The sequence below is a fragment of the Microbacterium sp. CCNWLW41 genome (genome assembly GCF_037083505.1).
Window position 1 is genome coordinate 332630 of sequence record NZ_JBAOJP010000006.1, and the last position, 15559, is coordinate 348188.

Genomic DNA, 15559 nt, shown 5'->3' on the forward strand with positions numbered 1-15559 from the left:
GCCAGTGCCTCGTGATGCGGTCAGGCGGCGGGCGCCGTAGCCGGAGTCAGCACGATGAGCGGACTGTGCGCGATCATCTCGCCGACATCGTCTCTGCGCCATCGGCGGGCGGCGGCCTCGATGAGCGGCCGAGCTTCTTGGGGGTCAGCGATTATCCGCGCCGTGGCAGGAACGTCGGCCTCGATGCCCTTCTTCAGATGCACGATGACGTTGGGGTCTGCGGTGATGTTGTGAATCCAATCCCTCGTGTGGTCTCGACGCGGCATCCCAGTGATGAACAGCACGCCGTCCTCATCGTGCAGGAAGATCTCGATGCGGCGAGGTAGCCCGCTACGGCGACCGGTCGTCGTCAAGTCAATGAGCTGACTTCGGTGCAGGGCTGTGCTGACGTCGTTGTTCACACCTGTGGAAGCAACCTCGCTGCTGCACACATTCCACACGATCGGTGACACACTCCGGGCGCAACGCTGATGCCCAACGTCCCCGGTAGCAAAGCCCTTTGGGTGACCAGCGGGTCGTTAGGCGCTCGATCGCCGCACTTCAGCCGGTCCTCGAGCGAGCGGCGTCTTCGTGTGCGACAGGTGACCTGCGGTTCTCATCCAAGCGTTCTCGATTACGAGCCTGTCTCAACTCGGCCGCCGCAGTGCCCCTTCTGATTGATGGCGTCATGACGCACCGAGCGATCTTCCGCCTCGATCGCTTGGCTTGGCGTGGCGGGACTGGTCGCAACCTCCATCCTGTTCGCGCCGGTGATCAGCGGCGGATGGTGTGCCGATGCGCCAGATGAAGGCGCATCGCGTCGCGGTTCATTCCAGCGCTCGCTTATCGGTATCGATACGAATATCTGGCTTTGGCCTGCATCGAGCGCCGGTCATCATGGTCGTCACGGTCGCCGCCCTCCGCAAGAAGCGACTTCGCAGTCGCTAGGGGCCTCGCCCCAGGACCGCAAGGAGGTCGTCTTCCGCGCGGCGCGGTGTCGCGCGCGATCTCCGTCCCGCGGCGCTCCCGGGTAGCGACGGTGGTGTGTCGACGGAGAGCCGTCGGCTTCCGACTCTGGCCTACATCAACTCGTCAAGAGTCGGCATGGAGTCGTAGCCCGCCTCGATCCAGCTCCAGACTCCGTTGAGGAGTTCCCACTCGTCATCGAGCATCTTGACAAGGTCGGGAAAGTCGATGTGCTCAGTGACGTCCGGAAGCTGTCCGGAATACCGGAACGCCGTGCCGCTGGCATCCGCATCGTGCAGGAGGAGTATCAACTTCTTGATGCTCGCCGGGAACGGCTCTCCGAGATCGAGTGCGTCGTAGTGCTTGAGCACCTCGTTGAGGAGCTTGTGCAGATTGTGGCCGATCTCCTTCTGCAGACGCGCGTCGAGACTGGCCGCGTCGGTCTCAGGCCCGAAATCACCCTCGTAGGTGCGCCTTATCTTAGCGAGCTGGCGAGCCATAACCTTCAGCTGAAGCTCAAATGCCTGGCGGTACAGAGTCAGAAAGGGGAGAAGCATCAGATCATCGGGGGCGACTCCCTTGAACGTACTCGCGAGTCGCTCAGCTGACTCCTTGTACGAGAATGCGAATGTGGCGTCGTCCTGGTAGGGGTATCGCACGATCAGACGGCTGTAGTCGGTGTTCGGTACTGACTGGAACAGCTTGATGGGATCAGTTCGGTTGCTTCGCCTGCCCATACATGTCCTCTCTGACGCGGGCTGGGGCCCACTCCAGGTTCCGGACGGGCATTAGGTCTCGATCATGGCGCGAACTCGACGCCGATGCGAAGTCGCTCGGACTTTGCGCGGGTTTAGTTTGAGGTCCACGCAACCGAGTTCCGACCCTGTCAGTCCAATTGATCGGAAGCGCCGCGCTTTGGGTCGATCCCGCACAAGGGCATGCTGCGAGGGCTACCCGGGTGCTGCCGCCGGCCGCCTATCTCGCTCCGCCGCGATCCACCCACCGACGCGGCAGCGACTGCGCCTTCAGATCGGGAGCTGGACGCCAGCCACGCCGAGGTAGCGTGACGGCTCGAAGGTCGCCGAGGGATTGCTCGTCATCTTCCTGGGACGACCGGTGGCTCGATAAACCCTGAGGGATCCTCGGGCGAGGTTGCGACCCTCAGACTCAGCGAGCCGGAGAGCGGGAACACTGAGTCACAGCAGGCCGATCTTGCGGCCCTCTTCGATGAGGAGCGACACGAACGCGGAGGAGGTGACCAGGACGTACTTGGCGAGCGCTTGGTCGGCTCCCGCCGCTTCGATCCCACCGGGGCGGATCCCGTCGTCGTCTGACGTCCAGCCGTACATCTCTAGCCAGGCTGCCTTTAGTGCAGGGTGGATCGGCAAGCCCGCTGCTTCGAGTTTCTTTAGGCCTGATCCCAGGTGGATCGCGTCGCTCGGGCGCGTCCCCGTCGATCCGGCGCGCGCGAGTGCGTGGCGGCTCCAGGTGCGCATCGTTGCTGCCTATCGTGACCGGTACGGCGTTTTCGAGGGTGACGCGCTCGGCGCGCCCGCCACGTCACCGAACCAGCGGATAGATGCCGCGGCCGCAGCCGTCGCGCGGGACCGTGCGATCTGGCTGTCACGGACGGATACTCCTACACAGCCGCCGCGGTCACCTGTGCGGACGCGGCCTGTTCACAGCCTGTAGCGGATGGTCCTATCGGCACCGGAATGCCGGGCGTAGCCTGAGCGCAACCGCAAGCCCCACGCCTGAAGGAGAGGCCTGGCCGATGTTTCAACTGCTGATCGGTCTCGTGAGCCGCATCTACGCGTTCTTCCAGCGTACGATGCCGACGAACATCCTCATCCGCGCCACCCACCCCCGACGCGGGCTGAAGTGGGGCGCTCCGGCGATGCTTCTCGCCGTTGTCTACGTCGTCGTCGCTGCTGCGCTCGCGCAGTGGGTCGCCGGCGGAGCGCCCGGCTGGATCAACCTTCTCGTGCTGGTCAGCCTGTGGAATGCGCTCAAGTTCGTGGTGAATGGGCCGATCACGCTCGCGCGGCTGGTTCGCGTTCGAGCAGTCGAGCGTCGCTACCGTTACGCGGATGTTGCCTCGAACGAATGGATGTCCGTGGGCTGAGACCTCGAGCCAATGAACGCTCGCGGCGCTCCAACGGCAGGGTGCTGTGTGAACCGGCGGATAGAGTCCCAACGCGACCACCACCGATCAGCTCATTGACGAACTGCGCGCAGAGGGATTCGGAGGATTCGTCCCATTCGCGGGGCTCCCCAGTGCCGACGTTCCGAAGACTGGTGGCGTCTACATTGTGGTTCGTCCAGACCCCGAACATCCGCAAGAGTTTCGGCAGGCGTGCCCAGCTGGCTCGTTCCAGCAGCGTGATTCTTCAGTCGCGAGCGAGAAGCTACAGAGGGCCTGGGTGGATGCCGCATTCGTCGTCTACATCGGCGTGGCCACGCCCGGAGCACGGGGGCGACGGGGCGTTGCGAAGCGCTCGCATGAGTTTCGCCGACGTGGTGTTGGCGGGAGCCGATCGGGCACCGGGCGGCCGCTACATCTGGTGCCTCGAGGACTGCGACGACCTGCTGGTCGCGTGGCGCGAGGAACCAGCGGACCCCGGTGCGGTCGAGGCGGATCTCACTCAGAAGTTCACCGCCCACTTCGGCAAGTTGCCGTTCGCCAATCTCACACAGGAGCGTCGCCGCGCCCAGCCCCGCTCCAGGTCTAAGCGACGAATTGGGTCACAACCGCCGGACACCTGCGACGGCTTCCTTGTCTCGGCAGAAGCCGTGCGTCGCCGCCGACGCTACGCCCGGGACCCTGGAATCGGGTCAGCGAGAAGTCCTGACGACCGAGTGCTCACTAGTTCGGTCGTCAGGTGTCACGCTGACTCCGTGTGGACAACTTCGGCGTCCACATGCACGCAATCAGTATCCTCGGGCTGTGCTGATCCCTTTGATCCGATCGAGTTCGCGGTAGAGCGCTGCCCCGACTGTCTCCACAGCATGGATCCGCGCGTTGGTGCGTGGTGGTGCGAATCGTGCCACCTGGTGATGCGACCTGAGAGTGTCCTTGTCGGAGCCTGAGGAGCGTGCCTACAGCTCGAAGACGGCGACCGGATCTTCCATGGCGCGCTTCAGCTCGGCGATGTTGCCGATGCCCACGAGCCGCGAAGTGCGGGCAACGTCAACGACGACGACACGCACCTTGCGGAGCGGCGTTGCGTAGAACGCGCGGAAGAGGTTCGTCTCGAGCGAGAGAACCTGCGTTGCGGCGGGATCGTTGGCCGCAGCGCGGACCTCGAGGATCTCCGGATCACCGAAGCCTTCGGTTGGAGCGCGAGCGCCCAGTCCTGTGGGAGTGCTTCGTAGGTCGACGAGTGCTGCATGGACCTCATATGCTCCGTGGGCGATGAATTGCGTTGACAGTTGCGATGACTTCACACGTGCTGATAGCTTCATCGGCTGCCTTGGAGCGCGGAGGTGACGAAAGTGGAAGCGCAAGCACAGCAAACACTTGAGCATGCGGGTTTCGCGTTCGTTCAGGTTGAGCCGCGACTGCCGGAGCTCAGAAACTACCGGCCGGATCTCATCGCCTGGGCGGCCAACGAGCGTGGTGAGTTGGTTCCGTGGGCGGTCGTCGAGGTCAAGCGTGGCTCCCAGAGGCCGCCGGACCTAGTGCTTCCCCAATTGGCTCGATACCGCGACCTTCTCGGAACGGTCGATCACTACGTGGTTGTGGACGGGAGGTGGTTCCGCGCTGACGACGGTCTCCGTTCGCTGCGCCAGGTTGAGATGCCCCAGGCGCCGCCATTCGGCTCGGCGGGTGAACTCGCCGATGTTGGCCTCATTACCTCCCTTCTGGCATTGCAGATCAATCGCGCGACGTCCATCGACCGCGACGGAGCCGAGTTGAGCGACGCTGCTGATGTCATACGCGCCGCCGCTGAGCGTGGGATCGAACTGGCGCAAGGTGAGCTCGCCCCGGTGTCGCGGAGCGCATTGTTTGAGGCAAGCCGCCGACTCGTCGAGAGCGTGATTGCGAGACAACATCGGGCTTCGTTCCTCTCGCCACATCCAGTTCTCGCGGCTGCGATGGCAGCGCTCGGAGGTCAGAATCTCTCCGGCACGGTCGTCGATCCGTTTGCGGGTGTCGGCACGCTCCTTTGGGCTTCGGCTGATGAAGCTGAGCGCCGGGGTGCCACCGTTACTCTTCTTGGTCGCGAGATTGCCGATCGCTCTCGCGAACTCGCTTCAGCAATCGCGCTCACGAGTCCGGCGCCTGCGATCTTCGAGCCGGTGAGCGATCTCTTCGAAAAAGTCGCCTCAGCGGACCTCGTCATCAGCGTTCCGCCGTTCGGCATCCGTGTGCAGCCATCGAGCGCCAAACCGTATCAGTTGCTCGATGGATCACCCGCTCGCGATGGGGACTTCGTCGTTGTCGACATGGCACTGCGGAGCCTGAACCCTGGCGGGCGCGCTGTCCTGCTTGTGCCGAGCAGCTTTACCTTCCGCGCAAGTGGTGAGCGCTATCGGCAGTACCTCGCGGAGAACTACCGTGTCGCCGCGCTCATCGGGCTCGATGCGGCGCTTCAACCCAGCACGAGTGTGTCGACCGTTCTGCTGGTCATCGACAGGGCTGAACCTGGAAAGACGTTCATCGCTCAGCTCGCTGGAGATTGGGAGTCTCAACTCGCTTCGGGAGGCGCTGCACTGGAGGCGGCGCTGCTTCACGTCGAGTCGTCGACGGCGGGGGAATGACGTGAGCGGCACAGCCACCGTTGATCTTCGCGTCGAGCGCACTTGGGATCTGGGGCGGCTCCTCGCGGATGCCTTCGAATGGCCGGTGGACTGGCGTACTGTGCCCCTCGGCGAGATCGCCGCCATGATCTCTCCCACCACTTCGCCACCAGAAGGCGCGCTAGTCATAGCTCCAGGCGGACTGGACGCACGCACAGGCGGGATTAGACGGCGAACCAACAAGTACCTCGGCAACGTCTATCAAGTAGGCGCTTCGGAGCGCAGCTTGCGCGAAGGCGACCTCCTCGTACCTCCGATCGCCAGCCTCCCCGTCCTGTACGTGACACCGGCGATGCAAGGCGCGTTGGTCGCGGGATCCTTCTTGGCGCTTCGAACGGACGCCGATTCGCTGTGGCTTTGGGGAGTCCTGAACTCGACCGAGGGCAAGCAACTCCGGGCCATGGCAACGACGAGCAAGACATTGAGGCTGGGCCAGAAGGCCGCACTGCTCTCTCTTCTTATCCCTCGACCGCCTCTTTCGCAGCAACGACGTGTGGAGCCGGCTCTACGTGATCTCGTCACCATGACCGGAGCAGATGAGGAGGATGCACCCACTTCGTGGTGGCGGGTCGCGGACATCCGTGACACCGAGTGGCGGTTTGCGCTCGCTACGTCGCGTCCCGAGCTGCTCGGTCAGGGTGTTCCTCTCGAAAGTCTCGCGAGTGACATACGCATCGGGCGCTCGGTCGGAAGCGCGCCCACAAATGCACCCGGCCCCTTTGACCTGCCCGTCGCCGACGCCGGTTGGCTGCGGAGCGGCAAATTCCGCCGATGGTGCGCGCCCGACAGTCCTCGAGCGGCACTAAGAACCGAACAGGACGATGTGGTGATGGCTGTGACTGGCCGCGCCGCGCACGCCCAGGTTGCACCCGCTGGTCTCGTCATCGATACGAGCGTCGCCGCTGTGACACTTCATAACCCGGAGCTCTCCCGCGGTCTCGCGCGTTTCCTCAATAGCCGAACGGGACTCGGCATGCGCGCGCTCAGGCTTACTGGCAGCTTCATCACGCGACTGAACCTGCGGGACATTCGTCAGCTCCGTGTCACTGATGACGTCTACAGCGAGGTCGGACGTGACGGAGCTGTGTACTCTTGGGCGCCTCCCCTCGAGGCGCGACTGGAGCAGCTGCTATGGGGCTGACCTGTGAGCTGTCGCCCCTCGTGTTTGCCGAGATCTACTCGCTGTTGAGTGACAAGACCGCTTGGGCCGACACTCTCGAGGACCGTCTCACGGACGGCGGACTCGACTTGGCGTGGTTGAGCGAAGCCGCGCAGATGTACTCGAGCTACTGGGACACGGTGACGGACGCAAGCCCGATGGCCCTGCTCTCGGAGGACCATGCGCACCTTGCCAGCTGGATCCTAGCCGCGCTTCGCCTAAAGGAGCCCAGCGACAACTTCAGCGATGAGCTGCGAGCTCGTGTACTTCAGCGCTATTCCGCGGACACTGGCGTGGCGACGGGGATCCTGCCTGAAGGAGCGGCCGGGATCGTCGTCGCGTGGACCCTTGGGAAGGTGGTCGGCGAGTTCGACGTTGTGCTGCCCGTTGTGCCGGCCAAACTCCCTTCCGATGACGACATCGCTGCGGCTTACATCGGGCTGGTCGAGCACGTCGGAACGCTCCCAAAGTCCACGCCGTGGCCGGAGATGCTGGGTTCATCCACGCACTGGCGGAGCGCTGGCTTGGCGGAATCGCTCAGCCCTCGGGATCCGCCGAGCCTTTCGTCGTCGATCGGTCAGCTGGTGAGTGAGTCCCAGCGTCACATGGAGGGCCGGAAGTATCTGGCGATGAAGAGTCACTGGAACGACCCAAAGTTCGTTCCGAGGCGAAATGTGCTCACGCACGTCAAGTCGGACGGCATCACTTTCGACGATGCCGCGAGGAAGGCGTCCGAGCATCGAGAGGTCACGCCAACGATCGCCGGCGTTACGCAGTTCATCTGTCAGCACGTCGCGGCCGAACTAGCCGACCCCGGTAACAGACCGCCATGGGGAACACTGTGGCCGACGATGCAGTACGACATCGGCGGCGGGTACTCGTAAGTCGGGGTATGCAACTCGGGCGGAACAGCGTAAAAGTAAGGGCAGCGCCGTGAAGGCCGGTCGAGCGTTGGCTCCCGCGGCACGCCACCCCCGCCACTTCCGAAGGGGTGTCGCTGTCGATCACTAGTCTGAGAGCGATGCCCTGGCGGACATCACTAACGATCGCGCGCAGATGCGCAGAAGGAACTTTCACGAATGACTCACGCCACAACCCGACACACCAACCGCTGCGCGCTGACGCAGAGTGCTGCTGCGCGGTCGAGGGTGGTGGTGTGGTAGTGGCTCTCAAGAAGTCCGATCTCTACAGCTCCCTCTGGGCAAGTTGCGATCAGCTGCGCGGCGGCATGGACGCCAGCCAGTACAAGGATTACATCCTGACGATGCTCTTCATGAAGTACGTCTCAGACAAGGCTGCCTCCGATCCGGATAGTCTCATCGAGGTACCCGACGGCGGCTCCTTCGACGACATGTTCGCCGCCAAGGGCGACCCGGAGATCGGTGATCGCTTCAACAAGATCATCGGCAAACTGGCCGACGCGAACGGGCTCCGCAACGTCATCGACCAGGCCGACTTCAACGACGCGGAGAAGCTCGGCAACGGCAAGGAGATGCAGGATCGCCTCTCCAAGCTCGTCACCATCTTCCGCGACCTGGACTTCCGCGGCTCGCGGGCCGAAGGTGACGACCTTCTCGGCGACGCGTACGAGTACCTGATGCGCCACTTCGCAACGGAGTCGGGCAAGAGCAAGGGACAGTTCTACACGCCTGCCGAGGTCTCTCGCGTCCTGGCGAAGGTGGTCGGCATCGGAAGCTCCACCAGCCAGGACGAGACTGTCTACGACGCCGCCTGTGGGTCGGGGTCGCTGCTCTTGAAGGCGGCCGCGGAAGCTCCTCGTGGCATGACGATATACGGCCAGGAGAAGGACAACGCGACCTGGGCGCTGGCCAAGATGAACATGATTCTTCACGGCAACGCGGATGCCGAGGTCTACAAGGGCGACACCATCACCAACCCGCAGCTCACGAACGGCAAGAGCCTCAAGACCTTCGACTACGTCGTGATGAACCCTCCGTTCTCCATCAAGTCGTGGAACAACGGACTGGAAGAGGACTACGGCCGGTTCGAGTACGGCATGCCTCCGGAGAAGAACGGCGACTATGCCTTCCTCCTTCACGCGCTGACGTCGCTGAAGTCTGAAGGCAAAGCAGCAGTCATCCTGCCGCACGGTGTCCTGTTTCGTGGGAACGCCGAGGGCAACATCCGCCGCGAGCTCCTCAAGCGGGGCTTCATCAAGGGCGTCATCGGGCTGCCCGCAAACCTCTTCTATGGCACCGGAATCCCGGCGTGCATCGTGCTCCTCGATAAGGAGAACGCGGTCAGTCGCACCGGCGTGTTCATGGTGGATGCCAGCAAGGGCTTTACGAAGGACGGCAACAAGAACCGCCTCCGCGATCAGGACATCCACAAGATCGTCGACACGTTCAATCGCCAGGTGCCGATCGATGGCTACTCGCGCATGGTGCCGATGAGCGAGATCGCAGACCCTAAGAACTCTTACAACCTCAACATCCCGCGCTACATCGACAGCTCCGAGCCCGAGGACATTCAAGATCTGTCGGGTCATCTGCATGGCGGCATTCCGAACCGCGACATCGATGCGTTGCAGAACTACTGGGACGCGCTACCCGCCTTAAAAGGCCAACTGTTCCAGCCACTCCGTGACGGCTACTCGACGCTGGTCGTTGACCCCTCCGAGGTGCAGGAGTATGCGCTCAACCGCAGCGGGCTGGATTCCATCCGCCAGGAAGTGGCGACGGTGGTGGCGGACTGGTTCGAAGCGCACCGCAGCGCGCTTCTCGGCATCTCGGCCGAGACGATTCCGAATGACCTGATCCGAGAGCTCGGCGACGACCTGCTTACGCGCTTCAAGGACATGCCACTGCTTGACGAGTATGACGTCTATCAGCAGCTCATGAGCTACTGGAACGACACCATGCATGATGACGTGTACCTTCTCATGACTGAGCTTGGCAACGGAGGATCGTGGGCCAGCGCGGCCAAGCCCCGACCAACGATCGAGGACAAGGAGCGCAAGCTCAGCGAGGAAGCTGACCTCGAGATCGGCACCGGACGCTCGAAGAAGAAGTTCAAGATGGACCTCGTTCCGCCGGCGCTTATCGTGGCGCGGTTCTTCCCAGATGACCAGCTCAAGGCCGATGAACTGCAAGCGGCTGCGGACGACGCCACTCGCGCGGTTGAGGAGTACGTCGAAGAGCACGCGGGCGAAGAAGGATTGCTTGCCGATGCCATGGACGATGACAAGATTTCGAAGGTTCTGGCGGCCAAGCGTCTGCGTGAGATCAAGGGGAGCGGCGATGCGGACGAGATCGCCGCACTGACTCGCCTGATCAAGCTTTACGGGAACGAGGCCACGGCGAAGAAGGCGGCGAAAGAGGCGCAGGCTGACCTCAATGAATCTGCGTTGCGCAAGTACGGAGTGCTGCAGGATTCGGACGTGCACGAGGTTGTGCTTGACGGCAAGTGGCGATCCACGTTGCTCACGCGCGTCGATGACGCGGTGAGCAACCTCACGCTCAAGCTTGTTGGGCGAGTCACTGTGCTCGGAGCACGCTACGCCGAGACCGTGGACGATTTGGACGCCGAGCTAGCGACGTTGGAGGCGAACGTCGCTAGGCACCTGGAAGCAATGGGGATCTCGTCGTGAGTGAGTGGCAGACGCGTCGCATCTCAGATTTGATCGACGGCCTAACCGCTGGTGTGAGCGTGCGCTCAGTTGATGGTGTCGGCTTCGGGCCGTCAGTCCTAAAGACGTCTGCCGTGGACCAGGGTCGATTCGTGCCGAATGAGGTGAAGACAATCCTCGCCGCCGATCGCGGACGCGCTCGCTGCAACCCCGTCGCAGGAAGCCTCATCATCAGTCGAATGAACACGCCGGCGATGGTCGGCGATGTTGGGTACGTAGACAAGACATACCCCAACCTCTACCTGCCTGACCGGCTGTGGCTCGCACGGTCGAAACGCGGAGCACGCACGGATATGCGTTGGCTGACATACTTCCTCGCCTCGGAGCCGGGCTCAGCGCTTCTCCATGGGCTTGCTTCGGGAACGAGCATGAGCATGCAGAGCATCCCCAAGGACCGCGTACTCGCACTTGAGATTCTCGCCCCGGATGCGGACGAGCAACGGGCAATTGGGGACGCGCTCGAGGACGTCGAGCGCTTGATCGCAACCCTGCAGCGCCTTGCTGTGAAGAAGAAGTCGCTGAAGGAGGGCATGATGAGGGAACTTCTGACTGCTCACACGCGCCTTCCGGGGTTCCAAGGCGAATGGACCGCACGGCAGGTAGGCAGCTTCGCCCAAGTGAAGGCGGGCGGGACGCCATCGACAGCTGTAGCTCGATACTGGGGTGGTGACGTGAGGTGGATGAGTTCCGGTGAGATTCACCTCAAGCGCATCACCGAAGTCGTGGGACGCATTACGAGAGCGGGCCTGCGGGAGTCCGCTGCACAGCTGTTACCAGCGGGCACTGTCCTGATCGCACTTGCGGGACAAGGCAAGACTCGAGGCACAGTCGCGGTCTCGCGCGTCGAGTTGTCGACCAATCAGTCGATCGCCGGAATTCTGCCCAGCACAGAGCACAACTCAGACTTCTTGTACTACAACCTCGACACCCGTTATGCGGAGTTGCGTGGTGGGTCCTCGGGGGACGGTGGCCGTGGTGGGCTCAATCTGGCGATCATCAAGAGACTCGAAGTGCTCATGCCCGAAGTTGATGAACAGAGCGCAATCGCGACAGTCCTCACGTCCATAGACGATGAACTTGACGCAATCAATCGGCGCATTGCGAAAGCTCGCGCCATCAAGCAAGGCATGATGCAGCAACTCCTTACCGGACGCGTTCGGATTCCTGTGGGGATCGCAGCGTGAGTGGCCTCAACACCGAATGGGCGCTCAAGGAGCTCGACACTCTTATTCACTTGACCGAGCTTGTTCCGCATCCGTCTCCGAATGTCATAGGTAGCTTTCCGAGAGGCTCCGAGGAAGATATTGCGGCGCAAGCGCAGGTCGCTGAGCAGATTCTGAATCGAGTGCTTCCACGCTGGCGGGTCGAAGTTCCCGACGATGAGTACACCGCGTGGGCTCGACATCGTGAGGCTGCGACGCGTGCGCGTGCGCAGTTGAAGCGTGCGGACGAGATCAGGCAGAACCTCGGTGACGACGCGCCCGAGATCTCGGCGGCGGATCTCCACCCGTGGATCTGGAGCGGCGCGCGCTCGCTCTGGCAATCCGGTCACTTTGTCCAGGCCGTGCGCGACGCCGTGACCAAGCTCAACGCCGAGACGCAGAACAAGGTGGGCCGTCGCGACGTCAGCGAGACGGATCTCTTCAAGCAGTCCTTCTCGCTCGATGAAGCGAAGGCAGGGAAGTCACGGCTGCGGCGCCTGCCGCCCGAGGACAGCGACACGTACCGCTCCGTACAACGCGGAGCGATGGCGTTTGCTGAGGGCGTGTTTGCGGGCATTCGCAATCCGCTTTCGCACGAAGCGGATCAGGAGCTCATCGAGCAGGTTGCCCTCGAGTACTTGGCGGCGCTGAGCGTGCTCGCACGTTGGGTAGATGAATCAGTAGTTGAGCACGCAAGGGGAGCATCATGAGCACAGTTGGACAGATCGAGAAGAAGACACAGGATCGGGTCGTGAGGCTGTTCGCTGAACAGTTGGGGTACGAGTACCTCGGCGACTGGCACGACGGCAACCGCACCAACGGGATCGAACCGGATCTCCTGACGCAGAACCTGCGCGCTCGGAGTTATGACGAGACGCTCATCACCCGCGCGCTGGACCAGCTGGAGAAGGCCGCCGCCGTCGGCGTCGGTCACAACCTCTACGAAGCGAACCGCGACGTCTATCAGCTGCTTCGCTACGGCGTGAAGGTGAAGGCAGCGGTAGGGGAGTCAACGCAGACTGTTTGGCTGATCGATTGGCAGACCCCGTCCGCCAATCACTTCGCGATCGCGGAGGAAGTGACCGTCCTCGGCCACCACACCAAGCGTCCGGACATCGTGCTCTACGTCAACGGCCTGGCGCTTGGCGTCGTTGAGCTCAAGCGCTCTAAGGTCTCGCTGACTGAAGGGATCCGCCAGTCCATCGGCAATCAGAGTAAGGACTTCATCCGTCCGTTCTTTTCAACCGTCCAGTACCTGTTCGCCGGCAATGACGCCGAGGGTCTTCGGTACGGAGTTATCGATACCCCGGAAAAGTACTGGCTGGAGTGGAAGGAGGATTCCGACGTTGACTCTCCTCTCGACCGTGCGCTGTTGCAGGTGTGCTCGAAGGATCGCTTCCTCGAACTGATCCACGACTTCATGGTTTTCGACAAGGGCGTCAAGAAGGGTCCGCGCCACAACCAGTACTTCGGTGTCAAGGCCGCGCAGAAGCGCATCGCGCAGCGCGAGGGTGGCATCATCTGGCACACCCAGGGGTCGGGCAAGAGCCTGACCATGGTGTGGCTCGCAAAGTGGATCCGTGAGTCCCAGGTCGGCACCGATCCGCGTGTCCTCATCATCACCGACCGCACCGAACTCGACGAACAGATCGAGAAGGTCTTTAAGGGCGTCAACGAGTCGATCTATCGGACGAAGAGCGGCGCCGATCTCATCGCCACCCTCAACACTTCAGAGGAGTGGCTGATCGGGTCGCTGGTACACAAGTTCCGCGACAGTGGCGACGACTCCAATGCCGACGCTGACGCCGACGACTACATCGCGGAGCTGAGTGCTGCGCTTCCGAAGGACTTCCGCGCCAAGGGCAATATCTTCGTCTTCGTTGACGAAGCCCATCGAACGCAGTCCGGACGCATGCACCGCGCCATGAAGCAGCTCCTCCCCGACGCGATGTTCATCGGATTCACCGGTACGCCGCTCTTGAAGGCTGATAAGGCCACCAGCATCGAGACCTTTGGCTCATTCATCCACACCTACAAGTTCAACGAAGCCGTCAGCGACGGCGTCGTGCTCGACCTCCGCTACGAGGCGCGCGATATTGACCAGGACCTCGCTTCGCCTGCGCGTGTCGATAAGTGGTTCGAGGCGAAGACCAAGGGTATGACGGACCTCTCGCGTGCCGAGCTCAAGAAGCGGTGGGGCACGATGCAGAAGGTGGTGTCCAGCAAGTCGCGCGCGGAGCAGATCGTTGGGGACATCCTGCTCGACATGGAGACCAAGCCGCGACTCATGGACCGGCGCGGGAATGCCATGCTTGTCGGCGCGAGTATCTATCAGGCGTGCAAGTTCTATGACCTGTTCGTCGCCGCTGGCTTTAAGGGCAAGTGCGCCATCGTCACGAGCTACCAGCCGAACGTCACCGAGATCTCGAAGGAAGACTCCGGGGCCGGCAGGACGGAAAAGCTCGCCCAGTACGACACGTACCGCCGTATGCTAGCAGACTACTTTGACGAGTCCGAGGACGCTGCCATGGGGCGCGTCGAAGAGTTCGAGTCTGCAGTCAAGAAGCAGTTCATCGAAGAGCCGGGACAGATGCGGCTTCTCATCGTGGTTGACAAGCTTCTGACCGGCTTTGATGCGCCGAGCGCCACCTACCTCTACATCGACAAGAAGATGCAGGATCACGGGCTGTTCCAGGCGATCTGCCGTGTGAATCGACTCGACGGCGACGATAAGGACTATGGCTACATCGTTGACTACCGTGACCTGTTCAACTCGCTTGAAAGCGCTATCAACGACTACACCTCGGGTGCCCTCGAAGGGTACGAGAAGAAGGACATCGAAGGGCTCCTCACCGATCGCATCGATAAGGCTCGCGACGAGCTTGATGATGCGCTCGAGCGGATCCGTGCGCTCTGTGAGCCTGTGCTTCCGCCGAAGGGCACCGACGAGTATCGGGCCTACTTCGTCTCGAAGGTGGCCGGCGATGCTGCCCAGATAAAGGTCAACGAACCGAAGCGCGTGGAGCTGTATAAGGCTGTCTCAGGCGTTGTGCGCGCGTTCGCGAACCTCGCCAACGACATGGACGAAGCGGGCTACAGTCCTGCGGACGTCGAGAAGATCAAAAATGAGATCGCGCACTACAGCGACGTGCGGGCCGAGGTGAAGCTCGCCGCAGGTGAGGACGTCGACTTCAAGGCCTACGAGGCCGACATGCGTTTCTTGCTCGATACCTACATCAAGGCGGGTGCCTCGGAAGTTGTGTCCAACTTTGAGGACACCGGCCTCATTGACCTCATCGTCAAGCTCGGCCCGGCCGCGTTTGACAAGCTCCCGCCGGGCATCAGGAAGAGCAAGGACGCGGTCGCCGAGACCATCGTCAACAACATGCGCAAGGTGATCATCGACGAGCACGCACTCAATCCGAAGTTCTACGACCGGATGAGTGAACTGCTCGACGCGATACTCGAGGAGCGCCGCAAACAAGCACTCGACTACGAGGCGTACCTCGCAAAGATCCTCGAAGCAGCACAGCAACTCGGCAGCAAGGACACCGGCAAGACCTACCCGACGTGGGCGAAGCACGGTGGACAGAAGGCGCTGATCGACACGTTGGATGACGATGCTGACCTCGCGTTCGTCATCGACTCGGCGGTGCGAAACGTGAAGAAGCACGACTGGGCCGACAACCCGATGAAGCGGAAGCAGGTTAGGCAAGCTATCGCGCGGGCGCTTCCTGACGCCGACGGTCGGCTCGACGCGGTGTTTGATCTCGTGAGGTCACGTGATGAGTACCGCTAGTG

12 protein-coding genes are annotated in these 15559 nt (G+C 62.2%); 8 read left to right on the forward strand and 4 right to left on the reverse strand.

Features of this window, described 5'->3' with window-relative positions; all coding sequences use genetic code 11:
* Window positions 1-20: 20 nt before the first annotated feature.
* The 3 genes from V6R91_RS21990 to V6R91_RS22000 all read right to left on the reverse strand — a co-directional run bounded on the left by V6R91_RS21990 (window position 21) and on the right by V6R91_RS22000 (window position 2441).
* Window positions 21-401, reverse strand: a complete 381-nt coding sequence (locus V6R91_RS21990) for a nitroreductase family deazaflavin-dependent oxidoreductase (RefSeq protein WP_336397040.1) — start codon at window positions 399-401, stop codon at window positions 21-23.
* Between the two features lie 657 nt (window positions 402-1058).
* Entirely contained in the window at window positions 1059-1682 is a 624-nt protein-coding gene (locus V6R91_RS21995; protein ID WP_336397041.1) for a hypothetical protein, read from the reverse strand.
* Between the two features lie 459 nt (window positions 1683-2141).
* Window positions 2142-2441, reverse strand: a complete 300-nt coding sequence (locus V6R91_RS22000) for a hypothetical protein (protein ID WP_336397042.1) — start codon at window positions 2439-2441, stop codon at window positions 2142-2144.
* Between the two features lie 278 nt (window positions 2442-2719).
* Here V6R91_RS22000 and V6R91_RS22005 point away from each other — a divergent pair, with 278 nt between their 5' ends.
* Entirely contained in the window at window positions 2720-3070 is a 351-nt protein-coding gene (locus tag V6R91_RS22005) for a sulfate permease (protein ID WP_336397043.1), read from the forward strand.
* 974 nt (window positions 3071-4044) lie between these two features.
* On the opposite strand, the gene V6R91_RS22010 is transcribed toward V6R91_RS22005, so the two are convergent.
* Window positions 4045-4410: a hypothetical protein gene (locus V6R91_RS22010; protein ID WP_336397044.1), complete on the reverse strand. Its 366-nt coding sequence runs from the start codon at window positions 4408-4410 to the stop codon at window positions 4045-4047.
* 21 nt (window positions 4411-4431) lie between these two features.
* Between V6R91_RS22010 and V6R91_RS22015 the strand changes: the two genes are divergently transcribed.
* The 7 genes from V6R91_RS22015 to V6R91_RS22045 all read left to right on the forward strand — a co-directional run bounded on the left by V6R91_RS22015 (window position 4432) and on the right by V6R91_RS22045 (window position 15557).
* Window positions 4432-5709, forward strand: coding sequence for an N-6 DNA methylase (locus V6R91_RS22015; protein WP_336397045.1), 1278 nt, complete (start codon window positions 4432-4434; stop codon window positions 5707-5709).
* 1 nt (window position 5710) lies between these two features.
* Window positions 5711-6889, forward strand: a complete 1179-nt coding sequence (locus V6R91_RS22020; protein ID WP_336397046.1) for a hypothetical protein — start codon at window positions 5711-5713, stop codon at window positions 6887-6889.
* Window positions 6880-7791, forward strand: coding sequence for a hypothetical protein (locus V6R91_RS22025; protein WP_336397047.1), 912 nt, complete (start codon window positions 6880-6882; stop codon window positions 7789-7791). Before V6R91_RS22020 ends, V6R91_RS22025 begins: the two co-directional genes overlap by 10 nt.
* A 278-nt stretch (window positions 7792-8069) precedes the next feature.
* Window positions 8070-10517 carry a type I restriction-modification system subunit M gene (locus V6R91_RS22030; RefSeq protein ID WP_336397048.1) on the forward strand — a complete coding sequence of 816 codons (2448 nt, stop codon included), beginning with the start codon at window positions 8070-8072 and terminating at the stop codon, window positions 10515-10517.
* The gene (locus tag V6R91_RS22035; RefSeq protein WP_336397049.1) at window positions 10514-11740 is read left to right on the forward strand and encodes a restriction endonuclease subunit S; all 1227 of its coding nucleotides are present in this window, start codon (window positions 10514-10516) and stop codon (window positions 11738-11740) included. The genes V6R91_RS22030 and V6R91_RS22035 overlap by 4 nt, the downstream gene beginning before the upstream one ends.
* Window positions 11737-12468, forward strand: a complete 732-nt coding sequence (locus V6R91_RS22040) for a TIGR02391 family protein (RefSeq protein ID WP_336397050.1) — start codon at window positions 11737-11739, stop codon at window positions 12466-12468. Before V6R91_RS22035 ends, V6R91_RS22040 begins: the two co-directional genes overlap by 4 nt.
* The gene (locus V6R91_RS22045; RefSeq protein WP_336397051.1) at window positions 12465-15557 is read left to right on the forward strand and encodes a type I restriction endonuclease subunit R; all 3093 of its coding nucleotides are present in this window, start codon (window positions 12465-12467) and stop codon (window positions 15555-15557) included. The genes V6R91_RS22040 and V6R91_RS22045 overlap by 4 nt, the downstream gene beginning before the upstream one ends.
* Window positions 15558-15559: the final 2 nt, after the last annotated feature.

What these genes read in the sequence shown, in the direction of transcription:
- V6R91_RS21995 (WP_336397041.1), bottom strand. Translation starts at nt 1,682, where the DNA reads ATGGGCAGGCGAAGCAACCGAACTGATCCCATCAAGCTGTTCCAGTCA.
- V6R91_RS22025 (WP_336397047.1), top strand. Translation starts at nt 6,880, where the DNA reads ATGGGGCTGACCTGTGAGCTGTCGCCCCTCGTGTTTGCCGAGATCTAC.
- V6R91_RS22010 (WP_336397044.1), bottom strand. Translation starts at nt 4,410, where the DNA reads ATGAAGCTATCAGCACGTGTGAAGTCATCGCAACTGTCAACGCAATTC.
- V6R91_RS22045 (WP_336397051.1), top strand. Translation starts at nt 12,465, where the DNA reads ATGAGCACAGTTGGACAGATCGAGAAGAAGACACAGGATCGGGTCGTG.
- V6R91_RS22005 (WP_336397043.1), top strand. Translation starts at nt 2,720, where the DNA reads ATGTTTCAACTGCTGATCGGTCTCGTGAGCCGCATCTACGCGTTCTTC.
- V6R91_RS22000 (WP_336397042.1), bottom strand. Translation starts at nt 2,441, where the DNA reads ATGCGCACCTGGAGCCGCCACGCACTCGCGCGCGCCGGATCGACGGGG.